The organism is Beijerinckia sp. 28-YEA-48, from assembly GCF_900104955.1.
In the GTDB taxonomy this organism is placed as follows: Bacteria; Pseudomonadota; Alphaproteobacteria; order Rhizobiales; family Beijerinckiaceae; genus Terripilifer.
The window spans coordinates 5,243,080-5,264,308 of record NZ_FNSI01000001.1; the positions used below are offsets into that span (position 1 = coordinate 5,243,080).

Annotated in this window: 25 protein-coding genes; 20 read left to right on the plus strand and 5 right to left on the minus strand. The window is 59.1% G+C overall.

All coding sequences use genetic code 11. The features are described 5' to 3' along the window. Window positions 1-268 precede the first annotated feature (268 nt). The 17 genes from BLW50_RS24550 (at window position 269) to BLW50_RS24630 (ending at window position 14,080) form a co-directional block, all read left to right on the plus strand. The gene (locus BLW50_RS24550) at window positions 269-1,096 is read left to right on the plus strand and encodes a hypothetical protein (protein ID WP_139267727.1); all 828 of its coding nucleotides are present in this window, start codon (window positions 269-271) and stop codon (window positions 1,094-1,096) included. Then, window positions 1,093-2,688 (plus strand): flagellar hook-length control protein FliK, encoded by a 1,596-nt coding sequence (locus BLW50_RS24555; RefSeq protein ID WP_090707492.1) that lies wholly within the window; start codon window positions 1,093-1,095, stop codon window positions 2,686-2,688. The genes BLW50_RS24550 and BLW50_RS24555 overlap by 4 nt, the downstream gene beginning before the upstream one ends. Before the next feature lie 19 nt (window positions 2,689-2,707). Further along, the gene (locus tag BLW50_RS24560) at window positions 2,708-3,220 is read left to right on the plus strand and encodes a transglycosylase SLT domain-containing protein (protein ID WP_244544378.1); all 513 of its coding nucleotides are present in this window, start codon (window positions 2,708-2,710) and stop codon (window positions 3,218-3,220) included. A gap of 136 nt (window positions 3,221-3,356) precedes the next feature. After that, the gene (locus BLW50_RS24565; protein WP_090707494.1) at window positions 3,357-4,607 is read left to right on the plus strand and encodes a flagellar hook protein FlgE; all 1,251 of its coding nucleotides are present in this window, start codon (window positions 3,357-3,359) and stop codon (window positions 4,605-4,607) included. A 29-nt stretch (window positions 4,608-4,636) separates the two neighbouring features. After that, window positions 4,637-6,106: a flagellar hook-associated protein FlgK gene (flgK, locus tag BLW50_RS24570; RefSeq protein WP_090707495.1), complete on the plus strand. Its 1,470-nt coding sequence runs from the start codon at window positions 4,637-4,639 to the stop codon at window positions 6,104-6,106. A 4-nt stretch (window positions 6,107-6,110) separates the two neighbouring features. Beyond that, window positions 6,111-7,157, plus strand: a complete 1,047-nt coding sequence (locus BLW50_RS24575) for a flagellar hook-associated family protein (RefSeq protein WP_090707496.1) — start codon at window positions 6,111-6,113, stop codon at window positions 7,155-7,157. Window positions 7,158-7,187: 30 nt separating this feature from the next. Continuing rightward, entirely contained in the window at window positions 7,188-7,535 is a 348-nt protein-coding gene (flaF, locus tag BLW50_RS24580; RefSeq protein WP_090707497.1) for a flagellar biosynthesis regulator FlaF, read from the plus strand. Window positions 7,536-7,542: 7 nt separating this feature from the next. Beyond that, complete coding sequence (locus BLW50_RS24585; protein WP_090707498.1) at window positions 7,543-7,968, plus strand: flagellar biosynthesis repressor FlbT; 426 nt, start codon at window positions 7,543-7,545, stop codon at window positions 7,966-7,968. A 25-nt stretch (window positions 7,969-7,993) separates the two neighbouring features. Next, entirely contained in the window at window positions 7,994-8,392 is a 399-nt protein-coding gene (flgD, locus tag BLW50_RS24590; RefSeq protein ID WP_090707499.1) for a flagellar hook assembly protein FlgD, read from the plus strand. Continuing rightward, window positions 8,393-8,665 (plus strand): flagellar biosynthetic protein FliQ, encoded by a 273-nt coding sequence (locus BLW50_RS24595; RefSeq protein ID WP_090707500.1) that lies wholly within the window; start codon window positions 8,393-8,395, stop codon window positions 8,663-8,665. It abuts the gene before it with no gap. Between the two features lie 181 nt (window positions 8,666-8,846). Next, on the plus strand, window positions 8,847-10,937 hold the full coding sequence (gene flhA, locus BLW50_RS24600) for a flagellar biosynthesis protein FlhA (protein ID WP_090709642.1): 2,091 nt from the start codon (window positions 8,847-8,849) through the stop codon (window positions 10,935-10,937). Further along, window positions 10,934-11,689, plus strand: coding sequence for a flagellar biosynthetic protein FliR (gene fliR, locus BLW50_RS24605; RefSeq protein ID WP_090707501.1), 756 nt, complete (start codon window positions 10,934-10,936; stop codon window positions 11,687-11,689). The genes flhA and fliR overlap by 4 nt, the downstream gene beginning before the upstream one ends. 6 nt (window positions 11,690-11,695) lie before the next feature. Beyond that, the gene (locus tag BLW50_RS24610; RefSeq protein ID WP_139267728.1) at window positions 11,696-12,094 is read left to right on the plus strand and encodes a hypothetical protein; all 399 of its coding nucleotides are present in this window, start codon (window positions 11,696-11,698) and stop codon (window positions 12,092-12,094) included. Window positions 12,095-12,224: 130 nt separating this feature from the next. Next, complete coding sequence (locus tag BLW50_RS24615) at window positions 12,225-12,620, plus strand: rod-binding protein (RefSeq protein ID WP_244544379.1); 396 nt, start codon at window positions 12,225-12,227, stop codon at window positions 12,618-12,620. Window positions 12,621-12,643: 23 nt separating this feature from the next. After that, complete coding sequence (locus BLW50_RS24620) at window positions 12,644-13,156, plus strand: hypothetical protein (RefSeq protein WP_090707504.1); 513 nt, start codon at window positions 12,644-12,646, stop codon at window positions 13,154-13,156. Then, window positions 13,153-13,602, plus strand: coding sequence for a hypothetical protein (locus BLW50_RS24625; protein ID WP_090707505.1), 450 nt, complete (start codon window positions 13,153-13,155; stop codon window positions 13,600-13,602). The genes BLW50_RS24620 and BLW50_RS24625 overlap by 4 nt, the downstream gene beginning before the upstream one ends. Window positions 13,603-13,630: 28 nt before the next feature. Beyond that, complete coding sequence (locus BLW50_RS24630) at window positions 13,631-14,080, plus strand: hypothetical protein (RefSeq protein WP_090707506.1); 450 nt, start codon at window positions 13,631-13,633, stop codon at window positions 14,078-14,080. Between the two features lie 22 nt (window positions 14,081-14,102). On the opposite strand, the gene BLW50_RS24635 is transcribed toward BLW50_RS24630, so the two are convergent. Then, complete coding sequence (locus BLW50_RS24635; RefSeq protein ID WP_090707507.1) at window positions 14,103-14,645, minus strand: hypothetical protein; 543 nt, start codon at window positions 14,643-14,645, stop codon at window positions 14,103-14,105. Between the two features lie 272 nt (window positions 14,646-14,917). On the opposite strand from BLW50_RS24635, the gene BLW50_RS24640 reads away from it, so the two are divergent. Beyond that, a complete protein-coding gene (locus tag BLW50_RS24640) occupies window positions 14,918-15,610 on the plus strand; it encodes a response regulator transcription factor (RefSeq protein WP_090707508.1) in 693 nt (230 codons plus the stop codon). Between the two features lie 127 nt (window positions 15,611-15,737). Here the strand turns inward: BLW50_RS24640 and BLW50_RS24645 are convergent, their stop codons facing one another. From BLW50_RS24645 to BLW50_RS24660, 4 genes are read right to left on the minus strand one after another with little or no spacing between them, the layout of a single operon-like run. Beyond that, window positions 15,738-16,349, minus strand: coding sequence for a hypothetical protein (locus tag BLW50_RS24645; protein WP_139267729.1), 612 nt, complete (start codon window positions 16,347-16,349; stop codon window positions 15,738-15,740). 5 nt (window positions 16,350-16,354) lie between these two features. After that, on the minus strand, window positions 16,355-17,680 hold the full coding sequence (fliI, locus tag BLW50_RS24650; protein WP_090709645.1) for a flagellar protein export ATPase FliI: 1,326 nt from the start codon (window positions 17,678-17,680) through the stop codon (window positions 16,355-16,357). 38 nt (window positions 17,681-17,718) lie between these two features. Further along, the gene (gene flgF / locus BLW50_RS24655) at window positions 17,719-18,438 is read right to left on the minus strand and encodes a flagellar basal-body rod protein FlgF (protein WP_090707510.1); all 720 of its coding nucleotides are present in this window, start codon (window positions 18,436-18,438) and stop codon (window positions 17,719-17,721) included. Window positions 18,439-18,440: 2 nt separating this feature from the next. After that, a complete protein-coding gene (locus tag BLW50_RS24660; RefSeq protein WP_090707511.1) occupies window positions 18,441-19,220 on the minus strand; it encodes a DUF1217 domain-containing protein in 780 nt (259 codons plus the stop codon). Between the two features lie 130 nt (window positions 19,221-19,350). Between BLW50_RS24660 and motA the strand changes: the two genes are divergently transcribed. Both motA and BLW50_RS24670 read left to right on the plus strand, forming a co-directional pair. Beyond that, on the plus strand, window positions 19,351-20,220 hold the full coding sequence (gene motA, locus BLW50_RS24665) for a flagellar motor stator protein MotA (protein WP_090709648.1): 870 nt from the start codon (window positions 19,351-19,353) through the stop codon (window positions 20,218-20,220). Between the two features lie 6 nt (window positions 20,221-20,226). Then, window positions 20,227-21,225: a FliM/FliN family flagellar motor switch protein gene (locus BLW50_RS24670; RefSeq protein ID WP_090707512.1), complete on the plus strand. Its 999-nt coding sequence runs from the start codon at window positions 20,227-20,229 to the stop codon at window positions 21,223-21,225. The last annotated feature ends 4 nt before the right edge of the window (window positions 21,226-21,229 follow it).

A 21,229-nucleotide genomic window follows, 5' to 3' on the forward strand; every position in this document is an offset into this window, starting at 1 on the left:
GCCGCAGGGCCCGGAGCCGTTCCAGCTGATCCGATCACTGCAAATGATCCAGTCGCAGATCGCCGCCGGTAGTCAGGCGGCCTATCTGGCGCAACCCAGACTCATGACCCAGATTGCCGACGACTTTTCGCGGGCGCCCGAGAGCGTCTGGCGGGAGGCGCGCAATGCACAGGCGGCGGCGACCTATCTTTTTAGTGGCGGATTGGCCCGCGTCATCAGGCCGCTCGTACAATCCAATGCGATCCAGGAGCCTGACCGGCCGCTGGTGATGGGCGCGCTCGCCTATGTCGAGGGGCGCGAACAGGAAGCGCTCTCGCTCTTGATGGGCATCGACGCCCGATCTGTCCGGCCAAGCCTTGGCGGGCAGCTCGCCCTGGTGCAAGCGGCTTTGATCGGGGCGAAAGATCCAGCTGCCGCAAGCGCGTTTCTGGATACGGCCCGCCTGTTGATGCCGGGGTCGCTCGTCGAGGAAGCAGCATTGCGCCGGCAGATCTTTATGACGGACGCCAATGTCGATCTCGACAAATTCTTTCTGATGGCGCGGCAATATTTTCAGCGCTATCGCAATTCCGTCTATGCCTCCAACTACTGGCCACGTTTCAACAGCCTGCTGTCGCATTCGGCGCTGTCCACCAAAGCGGGGGATTTCGAGAAGATCGAAACCTTCCTCACGGGCTTCAAACCGAACGAGCAGAGCGATCTCTATCTGAACATGGCCCGTTCCGCGATCCAGCGTGGAAACGCCAGAATTGCGCAACGCGCCGCGCATAATGCGAGGAAATTGTCCGAGACCGGAAGCGTTGAGGCGATCAGGGCCGATCTTTATGAGGGTGCGGCGATGATCGCGGGCAATCATATTGCGGCGGGCTTGGAAAAACTGGAGTCGTTGCCGGAGAAGACTCTCTCCAATGAAGAGAGAGAGCTTGGGATGGCGGCGAAGTCGCTGGCGATGAAGTTGCGCGCGCCTCCCACGCCGGTGTCGGCATCGGCGGAAAGCCTTGCGCAGACGCCCGTTTCGCTACCGCCCAGCATCCTGGTCGCGCAACAAGCGATGGCCGAGACAGACAAGTTTTTAAGCAGGAATGCGCAGCAATGAAGGATCTGTCCATCGCCTCCTTTGCTCCGCAAGCGCCCTATGCGCAGCGCGATCGAGCTGCCGACACGCCGGCGGCGGGCGGCGAGAGCGGCTCTTTCGCCGAGATGGCGGAGCGACCGGAAAAGGGAAAAAGTGCCGGCCCGGATCAGAAGGCTGGGCGCATGGCTCTTTCGGCCCGGGACATTGCGATCGCTGGATTGGGCGGACGGCGCGATCAGCGTGAGGCGGCCTCTCCAGAAAATGATGCGCCGCTCGCCGCTGGCGAGGATGCGGCGCCCGTCATCGCAACCAAGAGCGATCCCGTCGCTCTGCTCATGGATTTTGCCGCCGCACCAGTTCCAGCGGTCGTAACGTCTCATTCCACGTCAGGCAATCAACGAAGCGGGCAAGCTTCGGGACAGGAAAGCGCCGCCATGACGGATCTGCCCATCGTCTCCGTTGCCGTGCCCTACGTGCAGCGCGATCGAACGACCGATGCGCCAACGATAGTTCAGGAGGGGCGCGAGATCGGCTCCTATGCCGAGTTGGATCTGAAGGCCGAGCGCTCGGCGCTTTCGGCCCAGGAGATCGTCAACGCCGGACGGCGAGATCTGCGTGACGCGGGTGCCACGGAGCCGGAGGGGGCACCGAAAGTGGCTGGTCAGGATGCTGTGCCCGTCGTTGAAGCGCAGAGTGATCCGGTTGCTCTGCTCCTGGGTCTCGCCATCGCGCCACTTCCCGTTGCCGCGCCACCCCGTGTCTCGTCGGCACCAGCCTCGTCATCGCGAGCCCCTTCGTTCCAAGCCTCATCGTCCCAAGCGCTGCCATCGCAAGCCGCATCGCTCCAAGCTTTGTCATCTCAAATCGTGTCACCCTCCAACGCTGTGCCGCCGCCGGATGCTCAAACCGTGGCGACGCTCAACCCGGTGGACCAGGGGGCGCGTGAACGGCAGCGTCCGGAGCGTGATGTTTTCGCACGTGATGCTTTTGCGACTGTCGGTGCGCAAGGGCTGGGGGCGGGATTGAAGGCCAGCGAGATCGTCGAGGTGGACAGCACGTCGCATTTCGCGCCGCCTGGATCTCCGTTGCAGCAGGTGGCCGCGGCCGTGCGCGACAGTCTTGGCGCGGCGCCGGGCGCGCCTGTCAGGGCGGGACCAGATGCAGTTATCGCGCGAGAATTCGCGCCGACGTTGCAGGTGTTGAATCTGAAGTTGCAGCCGGAATCCCTTGGCAATGTGGCGGTTCACATGCGTCTGTCGGGCGAGACGCTGACCATGCACATCAAGGTCTCCGACGCCGCAACGCTGGCGTCTTTCCAGTCAGGTTCGAACAAGTTGGAAGACCTGCTGAAATCGTCTGGATACCAAGTGGATAAAGTGACGATCGTGGCGGCCCCGGCCCCCGCCGACTCTGCGTCGTCAGCTGATGCCGGCGCGCGACGCGATGGGAATCCTTCGACCATGACGCCGTCGGGTGATCAATCACATGACCGCAACGGGCAGGCGCGGGAAGGACATAGAGGCGGGGGACGGCAGGACGAGTTTAAGGGAAATGGTGGTCAATCGCATGAAACTTCGGGCCCTCGCACCACTCGCGCTGGCGTTTATCTGTAGTTCGGCTGTGGCTGCACCTATGCAAACAAGCGCGCCGGCGACCGCCGCGACCTGCGAACGAGAAATGCTGCGCGCCTCGCAAAAGTACAAGGTGCCGCTGGCTGTTCTCTATGCCGTCGGGCTGACGGAGACGGGCAAGAAAGGTTCCATGCAACCCTATGCGATGAATGTCGACGGCAAGGCGGTGTTCTCGCGGGATATGGCGGAAGCGCAACGCAAGTTCGAAAGCTTCCGGACCAGCGGCGCGAAATTCATCGACGTCGGCTGCATGCAGATCAACCACCGCTTTCACGGCAAACAGTTCCGATCCTTGGCGCATATGTTCAACCCGTCGGACAATGTGGAGTACGCGGCGCGCTTTCTCGTTGAACTGAAGTCGCGCGAACAAACCTGGACGATGGCGGTGGCGCGTTACAATGCCGGGCCGAATAACAATCCGGCGCAGAAGCGTTATGTGTGCGCGGTCATCGCCAACATGGTCGTCAGCGGTTTTGGCACGTGGACGCCGGCCGCGAAAAACTTTTGCGCCTAAGCGAGGCGCTATTGTCGAGAAGCATAAACGGTTGCGGATGAAAAAGGCTTCAAAATTGAACGCCCTAGCGAGTCTGGGTCAGCCTCGCGCAAGCCGAAACCGGTCCAATAACACAGCTTGATCAGGAGCCTGCGACATGAGCCTATTTGGAACAATGCGGACCAGCATCTCTGGTATGGACGCGCAATCGACCCGCATGAGCACGGTTGCCGACAACATCGCCAATGTCAGTACGACTGGTTACAAGCGGGCGTCGACCGAATTTGAAACGGTCATGGGCAGCAACAACGTCAAAAGCTATACGTCGGGCGGCGTGTCCAGTCTTGTTCGCTACAACATAACCGAACAAGGGACATTGCAAGGCACGACGAGCACGACCGATCTTGCCATCCGTGGCGAAGGGTTCTTCCTTGTGTCCAAGGACGGTGGTCCGCCCTATCTCACCCGCGCCGGATCCTTCGTGCCGAACGCCGCTGGCAATCTGGTCAATACCGCCGGCTATTCCCTGATGGGCTACGATCTTTCCACCCCGGGCGCCTCTGGCTCGAACGGGCTTTCCGGCCTGACTAAGATCTCCCTCAATCAGAACGCGCTCGTCGCCAGCCCGACGACCGCTGGCAACATCTCGGCCAATCTTCCCTCCACCGCCACGGCGGTAGACCCCACTAAGCTGCCGTCGGAGAATGCGGCGAACTCGACATTCACCAGCAAGACCTCGCGGGTTGTCTATGACAATCTCGGCGGCAAGGTGGAGCTGGACGTCTATTTCTCCAAGACAGCTGACAACACCTGGGAAGTGTCCGTCTTCAACAAGGCCGATGCGGCGCCGGGCGGTGGTTTCCCCTATTCGTCGGCGGCGCTGGCGACGGACACGCTGGATTTCAGTCCCACCAATGGTTCTGTGGTGAGCGGTTCTCCCGTGTCGATTGCCATCCCCGGGGGGCAAACGATGTCGCTGGATCTGAGCAAGTCGACGCAGCTGGCTTCAGCGTTTGCCATCAGCAACGCGACGGAGAACGGCAACGCGCCGAGCGCTCTCGATCATATCGAGATCGATAGCGATGGGATTCTGTCCTGCGTCTATCAGGACGGTACGCGCGTGCCGAAATTCCTTATTCCTCTGGCCAATGTCGCAAGCCCCGACAATCTGCGGCCGGTCGACGGCAATGCCTTCGCGGATACCTCTGCGTCCGGATCGATCCTGATCGGCAATGCCCGGCAGGGATCACTCGGCTCCATCAACTCGTCCACACTCGAAAATTCGCGGGTCGATCTGGGCTCCGAACTGACGACGATGATCGAGGCGCAGCGGTCCTACGCGGCGAATTCGAAAGTCTTTCAGGGTGCGTCCGAGATGATGGACGTGCTGATGAATCTGAAGGCGTGATCTCTTACTTAGTGAATTGAGGATATGAGATGACGCTCACCGGTGCGCTCAACACCGCTAAATCATCGCTGGCCAACGCCAGCACCCAGATGAACGTGACCTCGCGAAACATCGCGGGAGCCAACGATTCATCCTATTCGCGAAAGACGGTTGGGATCGTCGGCAATCTCGACGGGGGCTATCTCACGTCGATCACGCGCGCGACGAATTTGGCCTTGCAGACCAAGGCGCTGGGGGCGACCTCCGGCGCTGCGGCCAGTGCTGCCTTGTCCGCCGGGCTTGATCAGATTTCGCAAACGATCGGAACGTCCTCGGACGGTACGTCCGTGTCGTCTCGAATCGCCAGTCTGAATTCGGCGCTGCTGACCGCCGCAGGGAGCCCGAACAATCCAAGTTCCCTGCAGGATGCGGTGCGTGCGGCGCAGGATCTGGCGGCCGCTCTGAACGACGCCACCACCACCGTTCAAGGAATCCGCAAGCAGGCGGATTCCGAAATGGCGACTTCGGTGTCGTCGATCAACGATCTGCTGGCGCAGTTCAAGAACGTCAACGATGCGATCGTCAGGGGCAGCTCATCCAATGCGGATATCACTGACCAGCTCGATGCGCGCGACCGAATTCTAACGTCGCTTTCGAAGGAAATCGGCATATCCGTCGTGTCGGCGCCAGACAACGGAATGGCGATCTATACGGATAGCGGGGTGACCTTGTTCGACAAGGAGCCGCGCCAGGTCACGTTTCAGCCGACGGCCGCATTCTCGGCGGGGACGACTGGCGCCGCCGTGATGATCGATGGTGTCGATGTCACGTCGAAATCCTCCAATATGGGCATCAAGTCCGGCAATCTGTTCGGTCTTGCGCAGTTGCGTGATGACGTCAGTGTCCAATACCAGAAGCAATTGGACGAGACGGCGCGTGGGCTGATCAATGCCTTTGCCGAAAGCAACCAGTCGTCGGCGGGTGGTCCGGACAAGCCAGGTTTGTTCACCTGGTCCGGCGCGCCCGGAATGCCGCCGGGCTCGGTCACCGATGGTCTGGCTGCAAACATCAGCATCTCCGCCAGTGTCGATCCCGCGCGAGGTGGCAATCTGAATCTGCTTCGCGATGGCGGCATTTCGGATCCGGGCAATCCTGCTTATGTTTACAACAGCTCTGGCGGGGCGAGCTATTCCGGGCGTCTGCAGGGGCTTGTCGATAAGCTGTCGGCCAACCAGAATTTCGATCCTGCCTCGGGCATAGGGACTTCCGCCAGCGTATCGACCTTTGCAACATCGTCGGCGGCATGGCTCGCGGGCACCCGAAAGGCAGCGTCCGACAGGTCCGATCAGCAGAGCACGATTCGCGATAGCGCTACGCAAGCCCTGACGAGCGCCAACGGCGTCGATATGAACGATGAGCTGTCACGCATGCTCGATATCGAACATTCCTACCAGGCTTCGTCGAAGCTGATATCGGCGATCGACCAAATGTTTGGCGTCTTATTTCAGGCGATAGGCTGACATCATGACTAACGGGATATCCGCTCTGGCCACCTCCGATGCCATGCGCATCGCGCTTCAGAAAATCCAGTTGCAATTGGCCAAGGGACAGAAGGAACTCGCTTCTGGGACCGTGGCGGATGAGGGACTGACGCTTGGCTCGCGTGTGGGGCAGGCGTTCTCACTGAACAACCAGCAGAGCCAGCTCAGCGCCATACAAGATACGAACAAGCTGGCTGCGACGCGAATGACTGCTCTGCAGACGTCGATGACGGCGCTTATGAAGAGCGCTCAGGATTTCAGCGGCCAGCTCATGGGAGCGCGCAGCAGCCCAGGGAATGCTTCGAACATCGCCGATCAGGCGAAGTCTATGTTGCAGAACCTTGAGGGGATCCTGAATACAAACATCAGTGGAGATTATATCTTCGCTGGCGAGAACACGGGCGTGAAGCCGATTGCGAGCTATTTCTCGAATCCTGCATCAACGGCTCAGCAGGCGATCGATGCCAGCTTTCAGGCGACGTTTGGGTTTCCGCAAAGCGATCCGCGCGTGCAGTCGATATCGCAAAGCGACATGCAGAACTTTCTCGACAATCAGTTCCAGTCGGCGTTCAGCGCTCAGAACTGGTCGGCGACAACAAGTTCGGCATCCGACACAGCGATCAAAAGCCGCATATCGCCGAATGAAAGCGTCGATACGTCGGTGACGGCGAATGAGCCAGCCATGCGCAAGCTTGCGATGGCATACACCATGGTTGCCGGTCTTAACGTGGATAAGATGGGCAGCGGTGCCTATCAGGCGACCATGGATAAGGCGATCGCGATGATTGGTGAGGCCGTAACTGGGTTGACGGGGGCTCAAGCCAAAGTCGGGTACGCGCAACAGAGAGTGACCGCCGCAGACGATCGGATGACACTCCAGAGCAATATGTTTGAGAGCTCGTTGGGTGATCTGGTTGGCGTCGATTACAACGAAGTCTCGCTGAGAATTCAAAGTCTGACCACGCAGATGGAGATGGCGTATTCGATAACAGCGCGTGTTCAACAACTGTCGCTGCTGAAATATCTGTAGTGGAATGTCTGTAGCGATCCGGGAGCGGGCATGTATCAGTTTCTCTATTCCGAAGTTCTTGACGATGGCCAAGATGAGGCCAGACGTCGCGAGCGTGAGGCTTTTGATCATGCGTTGAAGCTGCTTCGTGCTGCGGAAGAAAATGGCGTCGGCTCCATCGAGACGGTGCACGCTCTGCATTTTCTGCAGATGTTCTGGTCCATTTTGATCAAGGATCTTTGTGGCTCCGAGAACGATCTGCCCAAGGATCTGCGCGCGGGTATTGTCTCGATCGGTCTTTGGATCGCGAAGGAAGTGGACGCGATCAGAAGCGGAAGCTCGACATCCCTCGCCGATCTGATCGAGATCAATCAGATCGTGCGCGATGGGTTGAAATGAGGTCGTCATGATCATTTCGTTGAAGCCGAACTCCAAGTTTTATCTCAATGGCGCGGTCGTTCAGGTCGATCGAAAGGTCAATGTTCAACTTATGAACGACGCGGTTTTCCTTCTCGACATTCATGTCTTGCAGGAAGCCGATGCGCGCACGCCGCTTCGTCAGCTCTATTTCGTGCTCCAGGCGGCCCTCATGGATCCGAAGACTGCACCGGTGGTCCACGGTCTACTGGCCTCCATGCTTCCCGCCCTGAACAATTCGTTCGAGAATGGTGAAGTTCTCGCCGGTCTCAAGACGGCAACGGCGCAGATCACGGCGGAGCGATATTTCGATGCGATGAAGACGATCCGCGGTTTGTTTCCGATCGAGGACGTCATTCTTCACCCGAAACCCATCGAGCCCATGGAACGCGTCGAAACGGTCAGCGCCGCGTAAGAGCGCTTCAATCGGAGAAAGTCGAATGCAGGTCAATTCCGCCACTCAGACGTCGGACACATCGACGACATCCACTGCGAAGGCGCAGCCGCCGACCGTGGACTACAACGCCTTTCTCACGCTTCTTGTGGCGCAGATGAAGAATCAGGATCCGACGAAGCCGACGGATTCGACCGAATTTCTGTCGCAGCTGGCGTCTTTCTCCAATGTCGAACAGACCGTGCAGATGAACTCGAAGCTGGGCGCTCTGCTGACGAACTCGGCGCTTTCGCAGGCGGATGGAATCATCGGGCGAAAGCTGACGTCGGCCGATGGCGCCATCACCGGAACGGTGAGTTCGGTGACGCTGCAGTCCGGAGGACTGGTGGCGATCCTCGACAATGGTAACAAGCTGGCCGTCACCGACGGTGTGACGGTTAGTTAAATGAACGAGGCTGACGCGCTCGATCTTGTCGACGCGGCGATGTGGACCGTCCTGCTCGGCGCGGGTCCGGCGGTCGCGGCGGCGATGATCATTGGCGTGGTGATTGCTCTGTTCCAAGCTTTGACGCAAGTGCAGGAAGCGACGCTGACCTTCGTGCCGAAAATCGTCGTCATGGCGGTCGTGATCGCTTTCTCGGCGCCGTTCGTGGGTGCGAAGCTCTATGTCTTTAGCGAATTCGCTTACTCCCGCATCGAATCCGGATTTGTTCACTGAACGCACCGGGCAAATTGCGCTTGGATAGAACGCAGTTCTGCCTGGGATCTTTGTTTAGGCGCGTCTTTGCTCCGTTTGACTGAATCAAACCGCAAAACGCGATAGCTGGCGGACCCGGCGATGTAGCCGGGCGGGGCATCCCGCGCCATGTCGTTTATATGAGGCAGGAGCAGACGTGAAGATGGCCGGGACTATCGCCGCAAAGCCGGCCAATGCTGCTCCGACCAATGTCCGAGACTTAGCGTTCGCGGCCTGTATCGTCTTTATTCTATGCATCTTCTTTCTGCCGATTCCGCCGATCCTGATCGACATCGGACTGGCCTTCTCGATCGCCCTTTCCGTTTTGATCCTGATGGTCTCGCTGTGGATTCAGAAGCCGCTCGAATTTTCAGCCTTTCCGACCATTCTGCTGGTCGCGACCTTGCTGCGTTTGGCCTTGAACATCGCCACCACGCGTCTGATCCTGTCGCATGGGTCGGAAGGCGTCACGGCGGCCGGCTATATCATCGGCGGGTTCTCGAAACTCGTCATGAGCGGCGATTTCGTCATCGGGATCATCGTCTTTATCATCATCATCACCGTCAATTTTCTCGTCATCACCAAGGGCGCGACGCGTATCGCCGAAGTCGGCGCTCGTTTCGCGCTGGATTCGATCCCCGGCAAGCAGATGGCCATCGATGCGGATCTATCCGCCGGGTTGATTGACGAGAAAGACGCGCAGCTGCGGCGCCGCGAACTGGAGGAGGAGAGTTCCTTCTTCGGCTCCATGGACGGTGCTTCCAAGTTCGTCCGTGGCGACGCCATCGCGGGCATCATCATTCTCATCGTCAATATTTTCGGCGGCATCATTCTTGGCGTCACGCGCCACAACATGGCGATCGGCGATGCTGCCGACGTGTTTGTGAAGCTCTCGGTCGGCGACGGTCTTGTGTCGCAAATTCCGGCGCTGATCGTCTCGCTTGCCGCCGGTCTCCTCGTCTCCAAGGGCGGCACGCGCGGTTCGGCCGAACAGGCGATCGTCGGGCAGCTCGGAAAATATCCGCGGGCTCTGTTTGTCGCGTCGAGCCTGATGATGCTTCTGGCGTTGGTGCCCGGCCTGCCGTTCATGCCGTTTGCCTTCCTCAGCCTGCTCCTGGCTTTTGTCAGCTATTCCATTCCCCGTCGGTTGAACGCGGCGAAAGCCATGGCCGATCGGGACCAGGCGGAAGCGGACCAGCGAGCGGAAACCGAGTCCAAGGAATCGGTGAAGGAGTATTTGAAAACCGCGGAAATAGAACTTTGCCTTGGCAAACAGCTGAGCGCGAAGATGGCGACCGCGCATGACGAGATCGGGCACAGGGTCGCTAAAATGCGCCGCAGATTTGCCCAGCAGTATGGATTCGTCGTGCCGGAGATCAAGCTGTCGAGCAGTTTGAGTGTTGGGCCGAAGAGTTATCAGATCAAGATTCACGGCACGGTTGTCGCCTCGCATGAATTGCGGCTCAACGAAGTACTCGTGGTGATGGGCGATGGTCGCAAGCCGGAGTATCCGGGCGACGAAGTGCGCGAACCGTCGTTCGGCATGAAGGCGGTCTGGGTTCCGGAAACCTTCTCGAGCGATTTGAAGCAGGATGGCTTCACGCCCGTCGATAATATTTCCATGATGCTGACCCATGTCAGCGAAGTCGTGCGCAACAATTTTTCGCAACTGCTGTCCTATAAGGACATGCGAAAGCTTCTGGATCGCCTGGATCCCGAATATAAGCGGCTGATCGACGACGTTTGCCCGGCTCATATTTCCTACTCCGGGCTTCAAGCGGTCTTGAAGCTGCTGCTGGCGGAACGCGTTTCCATTCGCAATCTCCATCTCATTCTCGAAGCTGTCGCCGAAATCGCGCCGCATGCGCGTCGGGCCGAACAGGTGGTTGAGCATGTCCGGATGAGAATGGCTCAGCAGATCTGCGGCGATATGAGCGAGGGCGGCGTTCTAAAAGTCCTGCGGCTTGGAAACCGTTGGGACCTGGCCTTCCATCAGAGCCTCAAGCGCGACGGCAAGGGCGATATTCAGGATTTCGACCTTGACCCCCGCATGCTCGAGGAGTTTGGCGCGGATGCCACCACGGCCATCCAGGCGCGTATGGACGAAGGCCATCACTTCGTTCTCGTCTCCACCGCGGAATCGCGCCCCTATGTCAGGATGATCACCGAGCGACTCTTCGCTTCTCTTCCGGTGCTTTCGCATCTGGAAATCGCACGCGGCATCGAGATCAAAAGCCTGGGTACGATTTCGTGACAGCTCTTGGGGCGGACATCGTCCTTGTGGCGATGGTCGTCTTCTGCCGCATCGGCGCCTGTCTTATGATCATGCCGGGGTTCTCCAGTCCGCGAGTGCCGATACGCGTTCGTCTCTTCATCGCCTTGGGCGTGACGCTGGCGCTCACGCCGATGCTCATGGATACGATTCGGCCCGCTGTGCCAGCGGACGCAGACTATCGTTTTGTCGGCCTCCTCGTGTCCGAAACCCTGATAGGCGGGATGATCGGCGTTCTGGGGCGCTGCTTCTTCGGGGCGCTCGAGACGATGGGGGCCGCGGCAGGCATGGCGATCGGCATCAGCAACAATGTCGGTGCGCCTATCAACGAGGATGAGCCTTTGTCACCGTTGGCGGCTCTGATGATGTTCGCGGCCACCATGCTGATGTTCGCGACCGATCTGCATCTGGAACTGTTCCGCGCGCTGGTGTCGTCTTACGCGACCATGCCGGTTTCGGAGGGATTCCATCCGCGATCCGGTCTGGTGCAGGTGACGAGCATTCTGGCCCGCGCTTTTGTGATCGCGCTGCAATTGTGCAGCCCGTTCATCATCTTTGGCATCATCATCAATTTGGCGTTTGGATTGCTGAACAAGCTGACGCCACAAGTTCCGGTCTATTTCTTGGCATTGCCGTTCACCTTGGCGGGCGGGCTCATCCTGTTCCTTTTTACAGGCAAATACATTCTGAGCGGTTTCATCCAGGCCTTTGGCTCCTGGCTCAGCGCGGGGTAGTTCGACGTGTCTCGTCGTTTGGAAAGTCTTGAACGAATCGAGCAGGCGCAGTCGTGGCGTCATCGCATGCTGGAAGCGCAGATTTTTGAGCTTCAGCGTCGCGAAACGGAGCTGGAGCGGCAAAAGCGCGAGCTGATGTCGGTCGCCAATGAGTATATCGGCGGCTATGGCAAATTCGTCGAACTGTTGGCCTCGAAAAGCCGACGTTTGGAGGAGGAGCTGGCGCTTGTCCGGCAAAACCGGCTCAAGCTTGCCGTCCGCTTATTGGACGAAGCCCGCCGTCTGAAGCTGTTCGGCCGATTGCGGGAGCGGGTTGAGGTCGTGGTCCGACGACAAGAAGAGGCAAAGGACCTCAATCGGCTGATCGATTTGCTGGGCGCGAAGCAGGCCGCAAGGCTCCCATAAGCTTCAGCAGAGAGAGTCCGCACGAGCAGTCATCAGGACCTATTTTATGGCGATCAAGCCACCTTCCGACATCGTTCTGGACGTTGCCCGGTCGGCAGATCCCGCGCGGTTGAATGTCGCCGTCAGGAAATTGGCGGAAGGCGCCTCACAAGCGGGTTCTGCCGATTTTGCGGCCGATCTTGCTCGTCTTCAGGGCCCGGGCTTTGGAGATATCCGCGCGCGGCTGGCCGGCTTGACTCAAAGCTCCGGCGCGGCGGCTGCAAGCGCGCAAAAGACGGCGAAGGAATTTGAAGCCGTTCTGTTGCAAAAGAGCATTGAGGCCATGCTGCCCAACAGCGAGAAAATATACGGCAAAGGAAATGCGGGCAGCATTTGGAAATCAATGTTGTCGAAGGAATTGGCCACCCAGCTGGTCAACCGTGGCGGCATCGGACTGGCCCAGCATATCGCGATCTATATCGAGAAGAAGGCGGAGGCGGCTAGCGCCGCCGCGGCTGGCGTCGGTGAGAAAACCGAACGCATTTAATCCAAGGCAACGAGAGGCATCACATGGATTTGCAGAGCTTGGATTCACAGGGCTTGGATTTGCAAGGCGCGTCCTTGCAGGACACGTCCATACAAGACACGTCCATACAGGATTTAGATTTGCAGGACTTGGATTTACCGGGCGTGGAGCTGCAGAGCTCGCGCCTTGCAGCCGATCCGTCATCGCTGGCGGCATTTCGCAATGCGGTCGCGCGCCTGGAGCAAACGGTTGCCCAGGAGATCCTCAGTCTTTCGGAAAACAATCTTTCGCAATTGCGGGAGTTCAACGATCGCAAGAGCCGGGGGCTTCTGGATCTGATCCGCGCGACGCGGTCCGTCGCCATTTCGGATCTGGACGATGACAGTCTCGGCCGTTTGAAAAGCCTGCGCGCCATTCTGGACGAGAATCAGCGGGTCATTGCAAATCATCTGGCAGCCGCCCGAGAGATTTCCGACGTTCTCGCGCATGCGATGGAATCGGTTGACTCCGACGGGACCTATTCGGCGCGGATAGGGAGCCGCGAGCGCATCGGATGATCAAGATCGTTCTTGCGGGTATCTGGGGCTGTGCCGTGATGATGATGTCGAGTTATGGCATCACCTATTGGCAAACCCACGGCAAAGTGCCCGCGGGCGAAGAGGCGGTCAGCGGAATCGAGTATCGAAAGGTGCGTCCCCTCAGCGTTCCGCTGCTGAGTGAGGGCGTTATTCAGGGCTATATCGTTGTGCAGTTCGTCTTCACAGCCGATGCCAGGGTCTTGAAGGAATCACCTGTTCCGCTCGAAATCTATCTTCTCGATGAAGCGTTCCGTCTTATCTATTCGGACGAGGCGCTCAGTTTCAAACAGACCGAGCGCTATGATCTCGCCGGCCTGGCCAAGGCGCTGACCGAAAAGCTGCGTGTGAGATTGAAGGGGGATCTGGTGAAAGAGGTCCTCGTCGATCAATTCAACTATGTGGCGAAGGCGGACGTGCGCAGATGATCTGTCGCCGCATCAAGGGTTCCTGCCAATGAGAAGAGCTTGGCTGGGCGTTACGGGAACGGTTCTGATCTCAGCGGGCTGGGCCATCCTGCTCGTCGCGATGGTGGATCTGCGCCCGTCCGCGGGCCTGCTTCAGACGGGGCTGGCCTGGTTGAACGGATATAACCTTGGCACCCTTGGTCAAAGCCTTATCCTGACCGGGTTCGGTTGCATCATTGTCGGAACGCTCAGGGAAGGGTTTGGCGCGCTTCAACGCTTCTTCGACGCCATTCTCATCCGGACGGCCAAGCAGCCGGCGGCACCGCAAGCGGCGGAGGCATCCGCCGCCGAGGAGGCGCCAGATATGATCGTCGATCGGGGTTGGATCAAGGATCGGGCCTATGTTGTCTATGCCGATGGCAGCACGGAGATCGAGACCCGCATTGGCATGCGTCGGTTCAAGTCGCATCAGGATGCGCGGGCCTTCGTCGGCGGGTGAGGGGCCGCACATGCGGTTTCGGTCAGTCGTTGACCGCGTAGTATTTCCCGCCCAGCGTGGCGCAGGGATGCTTGGCCGTCTGCGCGCTTTCCCAGACGTCGCGCAGGACAACGCCGATATCGCCATTGTCCGACCAGACCCGGCAAACATCGACGATCTTCTTGTCGAGGTCGTCGTAGAGGCGAAAAAATTGCGGCAACGCGACCTTGCGCATCGGGCGCACGCGGATGCCGCGCGCCGATCGGTCGACGATCACGCATTCGGACAGGAACTGATTGTTGGAGTCGACGATCTTCCCAGCCCGCAGCCTGGTGCGACGGCGGGGCGTCCGGCGCTTCTCGTTGCTGGTGGTGACCCAGTAGGTCACGGCAGGCTGCTGATCGGCGCTATCCGCATCCGGCGTTTTGGCGGTTCGGGACTCTTGGGGAGAGCGGATGCGCGAGAACCAGCCGGAGCGCGCCCGGTTGCTATGGGAGCCTTGGGGATCGGGTCCGGAGATCTTGCCGGCTTCCAGAAGGGGAGCTGCTTTTCCCGATGGAGGCCTTTCAAAGGAGCGGTCTGCCATTCTCGTTATTCCGGAGTCATGTCTTGGACTTAGTTCTAACGAGAGTGTGGAAGACCCACCACGATTAGCTCGAAACATGATGAACAAGCGCGGATCGTATTGTACAGCGTGAGGCGACTGGGTGCTTGCAGCGGAAATTGTGGCAAGAGAGTCACTGGTGCATGCAATCTTTCAAAACCTTCAATTCGCTAACTTTATGTTAAAGATTTCAGTTGGCGTTGCCACGACTTTGACCGAGAATCGCCACAATGTGATTCGGATTCAGGTGGCCAATGTTGGTGATCATCGACGAGCGGCAAGTTGTCCTCAGCGCCTATGCCTCAGGTTTTGGCGAGGCGGGGGTTTGTACAACTAAGTTTTCGCCGTCCGATTTCGGTGAATGGGTTGGCGCGGCAACGGGCGATGATTTTGAGGCCGTTGAAGGCTTCGTCATCGGCAATTGCAGCGAGCAGAACAACTTCCCAACGATGATCCGGAAGCGCTCGCGGGCGCCGGTCATCGCGCTGAGCGAGTATCAATCCCTGGAGCACACGCTGGCGCTCTTTGATGCCGGCATGGACGATGTCGTTAGAAAGCCGGTTCATGTTCGAGAGATCCTGGCCCGCATCGAAGCGATCCGGCGACGGGTTGCCGTCGAGCGACGCGTGACCACGACCAGAGGCAATCTGCGGGTGTTTTTCGACGGGCGGGATCCGCTGATCGACGACACACCGTTCATTTTGCCGCGTCGCGAACGCCGCATCCTTGAGTTTTTTGTCGCAAAGGCTGGCAAACGAGTCACGAAAACGCAGATTTTCAACGCGGTGTACGGGCTCTTTGATGAATGCGTCGACGAATGCGTCGTCGAAAGCCACGTCAGCAAGTTGCGCAAGAAGCTGCGTCAGCGCCTGGGATATGACCCGATCGATTCAAAGCGCTATCTCGGATATTCATTCGAGTTCAACGATCAGATCTCGACGGGCTAGATTGCTCGTCGGCAAGGAGCGAGCAGCTTCCTGACGTCAGAGATCCTCTTCAAATGATGATGCATGTGCGGCGGGCTGAGGTCCGCCGTCAAACGTTGCGGGTTGTGCAGCCGCGCCGATAGACCGGCTATTTTCCGCTTGTCAGATTGCCAACCGGGGTCCGCACGATCCAGTTTTCGCCCTGGCTTTGAATCGACTGGACCCGGCCGATGCCCGGAATTGTGTCTCCCGAGGACACGAGCAGATAGCCAGAGGGCCCCTGCAGAAGCGCCTTTCCGTCGAACACGCCCTGCAAGGCATAAGCATTCAGAGGCGCGGTCTGGCGCGTTGGGCTGTCTGCTGACCGGGCGGCGGATGCGCGACCGGCTGCGTTCGCCATGGGCGCGCCAGCCGTCGTCCTGATCGATCCGGTGACGATGGGGTCGAACGCGGTCTCATTGGCAAGTGGAGACTGGCCAAGCGGTGTTTGACCAAGCGGTGTTTGGCCGCCGGCGACCTGGTCGAGCGGCGTCTGGCCGGAGGCCGTCTGTTCGCCGGTCTTTCCTGGAAGCCGGCCACCGGTCGAAGGCATCGCGAATATGCGGAAATGCTCGATGCCGGTAAGGCCCGGAGCGGTGGTGTCGGAGATTTTGGTTATCGCGAACTTGAGGGAGAGCGCCGCGCAGACGACGCCCACGACACAAAGCGCCGCGTCACTTTTCCATCCTGTTTTCCGTTTGCGCATGAGGTGGTTTTCCAACTCCGTCAGCCAGGCTCGCGCAGTTTTTCAGCAAGGTCGCGGAAGGCCTCGCTGCTGAGCGGTTGCCCCGGTGATTGCCGCAAGGCGTCATAGAGCTTGGGCACCATCTTGACGGCCTGATCGAGTTCCGCATCGCTGCCGGGCGTATACCCACCCATGGATCTCAGGTCGCGGGTGTCCTCGTAGCGCGCCACGATCGCGCGCAGCTTCCGCACCAGTTCCCGCTGTTCTTGGGTCCAGACCTGCTGCGACAGGCGTGAGATAGACGCGAGAATGTTGATGGCCGGATAGCGTCCCTCGTCCGCGATGGACCGGTCCAGAACGATATGTCCGTCGAGCGTGCCGCGAATGCTGTCGGCGACAGGGTCGTTGTGATCGTCGCCGTCGACCAGGACGGAGAATATTCCGGTGATCGAGCCCTTGCCGGAGGGGCCGGGCCCAGCGCGTTCGAGCAATTTCGGCAGGTCGCTGAAGACGCTTGGCGCATAGCCGCGGGCCACGGGCGGTTCGCCCGCCGCGAGCGCGATGTCGCGCGATGCATGGGCAAAACGGGTGACGGAATCGACAATCAGCAGAACAGAGGCGCCGTCGTTCCTGAAATATTCGGCGATGGTCATCGCCGTCAGCGGCGCCTGCTTGCGCATCATCGGGCTCTCGTCACCGGTCGCGACAACGATGATTGCGCGCTCGGCGCCCAGGGCCAGAGAGTCTTCCAGAAACTCGCGTACCTCGCGGCCGCGCTCTCCAACGAGAGCAATGACGACAATGTCAAAGCCCTTGGCCTGCGCCAACATGCCCAGCAAGGTCGATTTACCGACGCCGGAGCCGGCGAAAATTCCGATGCGCTGTCCCGCGCACAGGGGCGTGAAAACGTCGATCGCCAATACGCCGGTTTTGATCGCTTCGCTGACGCGCTCCCGGCTCATCGCGGGAGGCGGGTCGGTATCGGTCGCGATCAGCACGCCGCCGCCCGGCAGCTTGCCCTTGCCGTCCAGCGGCTGCGCCAGTGAATTGATGACGCGCCCCTGCCAGGCCTTGTCTGGCGCAATGCGCAGCGGCCCGGCGAGCCAGGCCCTGGTGCCGAGGCCGACATCCATTCTGGTCTGAAAGGATTTGACGAGAACAAGCTCGTCGATGCGAATGACTTCGCCGAAAGCTGTCTGCTCACCCGTATCGAAGAAAACCTGATCGCCAAGGCGTGCGAATTTCGAAAGGCCGGACACGGAATAGGTGCCGGCGGCAACACTCTGGACGAGGCCGCCGGTGCGGATCGTCGGACCGTCGACCGCTGCCGATGCAACCGCGCCGGCCAGTCGATCAAGGGCGGACATGTTGGAATGATCTCGGCGCGCTTCGGAAAACGCCGATGTCATGTCGTGGCGCCGAGCGTCTTAATCGCATCGTTGAACGAGTTCTCGGAGCTTTCCATGGAGCTCGTCATGCTCTCAAACGCGCGCTGGATCATGACGAGGCGGCTCATCTCCATGATCGGATTCACATTGGAGTTCTCAGTAAAGCCCTGAACCAGCCCGCTGGCCCGGAAATCGAGAATCGGAATCGCGGGGCGGTCGGGGATAACGCCAGAATTTTCGGCCCGGGTCAATTTGGCGCTCTCGTCGATGGAAAACAGGCCGATGGCGCCGACCTGAATGCCGGCTTGGGTGAGCATGCCGTCGCGCGAGATGCTGACGGGGCCGTCTGCCGGATTGAGTCGGATCTGTGAGCCGCCAGCGTCGAGAATAGGGTTGCCCGCGATCGATTGCAGTACTCCGGTCTCCGCCATCATCATGCGCCCGTCGCGCGTATAGACGGTTCCATTCGGGGTTTGCAGACTGAGCCAACCCTCGCCGGAAATAGCCACGTCCAGAGGATTGTCCGACTTGACCATCGCGCCCGGGCGCCGCTGAATATAGGTGCTGCCGGTCGAGGCAAAGGCGACATCCTTATCGCCCGTAACCAATTTCTCGAACTTGATCTCTTCGCCGCGAAATCCCGTCGTATTGGCGTTGGCCACATTGTTGGCGATCGCATCGAGCTGCCGACGCAATGTCATTTGCGCGGAAATTCCAACATACAGGCTTGATTGCATTCCTATCGCCCCAACTTGAGGTTCTGCAGGCTCATCAGCAGGTCGGCGCCGATGCCGATTTGCGACGTCTGGCCGGTGAAGGCTGGCACAATGCTTGAGGTGCCGGTTGAGTTCGCGAGGTCGTACATGCTGGTGAAACGCTGCAGGAATTTGTCGAGTTTTTTGGGGTCCTGCAGGTCGGCCACCTTCAGCCGCTTGTCGATATCCTTGGCTTGGGCGTCGATATCTGCCGCCGAGGTATAGGGCGAAATGTTGAGGGCGGTCTGCACCACTTTCAAAAGGGCTGCATCGGCAAGAATATTGTACGACGACTTGATGGTGCCGACATTGCGCTTGAAATAGAGCGCTAACCTGACGCCCGCGTTGTCCTGGCCGGCCGTTTCTTCAAGCGTCTGCTGATTGAACTTGCTGACCGTTTCCGCATTCGTCGAGGCGAATGTGGTGGTCAGTTGTCCGTAGCGCGCGAAATTGAACGCCGTTGCAAAGGCCTTGTATCTGGGATCCGCCAGCCTATTGGCAAGGCTTTTGGAATTCTCCACGCCTTCCTGCAGCAGCTTGCGGATCATGCCCTTCGCATAGGTCATGTCCGACAAGCCATAGGCCTTCATGGCATAGGAGAAGAGTTTGTCGTCCTTCAGGAAGTCGTCGATCGACTTCACTTTTTCGATGTTCGCTTGATAGTAGTCCGTCGCTCGCTTGTTGATCGGGTCGGTGGCGACGCGATTCAGCGAGCGCGTCATATCGGCGTTGATGATCTTAAAGCTCTGATAGGTCGATAGCATGATCACACCTTAAAATATCTGTCGATCTCTAAGGTATCAGCCTTGCGCCAGACTGGCGCTGGCGGCGAAAGCCTCGCGCAAGGTTGACGTCAGCAAAACAGACATGGACGCAGCAGTGAAAGGCCATGAATTGAGCTTTGCCATCGGTCTTACAATAACTCTGGGTTGCATGTTGGGCGGCTTTGCCGCGCTCGGCGGCCATCTCATCGTCCTGTGGCAACCATGGGAATTCGTCATCATTTGCGGGGCGGCCTTTGGCACGTTCATCATCGCCAACCCGGTTTCCACCATTAAGGACACCGGGCGCGCCATCCTCGAAGTCCTTATGGGCAAGAGCACGAAGGCTGCGGATCACCTTGATGTTCTTGGCCTCATTCACGCGCTGATGCGTGAGCTGCGCGCCAAGGGCCGCAACGAGGTCGAGACGCATGTCGACAATCCGGAAGAGTCGCCGATCTTCCAGCAATATCCAAAAGTCCTAGCCAATACGGGGCTGCTCACATTCATCTGCGACTATCTGCGCCTGATCATTATCGGCAATGCGCGGACCCATGAAATCGAAGCGCTGATGGACGAAGAGCTGCACACCGTGCGTCACGACAATCTCAAGCCCTATACGGCGTTGACGACCGTGGCGGATTCTCTGCCGGCTCTGGGCATTGTCGCTGCCGTGCTTGGCGTGATCAAGGCGATGGGCGCGCTCGACCAATCGCCGGAACTGTTGGGCGGCCTGATCGGTGCCGCCCTCGTCGGCACGTTCCTTGGAATTTTCATTTCCTATGGCATCGTCACGCCGATCGCGAACAAGATCAAGATTTCCCGCGAGAAGCGGAGCAGGGCCTATATTGTCGTGAAGCAGTCGCTTCTTGCCTTTATGAACGGGGCCATGCCGCAGATCGCCGTTGAACACGGTCGAAAGACAATCTCTTCCCACGAACGGCCGACCATTGATGAAGTCGAGAACGCGACCGTCGCGGGCGGCACAAAAGAGGCTGCATAACAGGACATGACCATCGCCCGGGCCGATTCTAGCGAAAGTTCGCCCACCACGTATAATCTGTTGTCCGGGGGCCCCAATCTCGCGCGGTTGCCGATGGTGCCGATCGTCTTTGATCGAATCGCGGCGCAACTCGCGGTCGAGCTTCGGCAGTTGGATGAAACAGTGGCCGTCAGCGTGGCGGACATTTCATGCGTGGCCGCCGAGAAAATACTGGCGCGTTCAGAGCCGAAATTCCTCGCCGGTGTTTTTAATGTCGGCGAGTGGGATGAACGTGTCGTCGTGTTGATGGACGTTCCCTTTATTCTGACCATGCTGGAACGGATGTTTGGCGGGGCCGGCGGCGAGGCGGTATCGGGCACGGAACGGCCGCTCTCCAACCTCGAAATCCGTGTCGCCAACAGTCTGTTCCAAACGCTGTCGGGCGTTATGCAAACCGGCTTTTCGACGTTGCGACCTTCCTCCTTGCTTTTCGAGGGCGCCGAGCGGCGCATCGAACGGATTGAAATTGGGCGGCGGTCCAATCCGTGCGTCAGCGCCAAAATCAGGATCGTGGCGGGATCGACGTCTGTCTACGTGACGATTGTTGTGCCGTTTGGCGCGCTGTCCGTGTTGCGCCACGACCTCGCGCAGTCGCCGCAAGATCCGAATGTCAGGACGGACCAGGACTGGAGCCATCAGTTCGGGGAGGAATTGGTGAAGACGGAAGTCGTGCTGCGCGCCGTCATTAGCGATAGCAGTCTGACGCTTGGTGAAATCTCCCGTCTGAAAGTGAATCAGACCCTTTACCTGGAAACGACGATCGATGCGGGCGTTGTGCTCGAGTCCAATGGAAAGCCGCTCTACGCGTGCCAATTGGGGCAGTCGAACGGAGCCTATACCGCGCGCATCAAAGACTTCATTGGTGCCGCGCAGAATGAGACGTTGCGCTCGGTCCCGATTAAAGGCGATCTTTTGCGCGGCAAGAAAAATTTGGATTCATGCGTCGGGCAACAGTCGACGAATTGAAGCG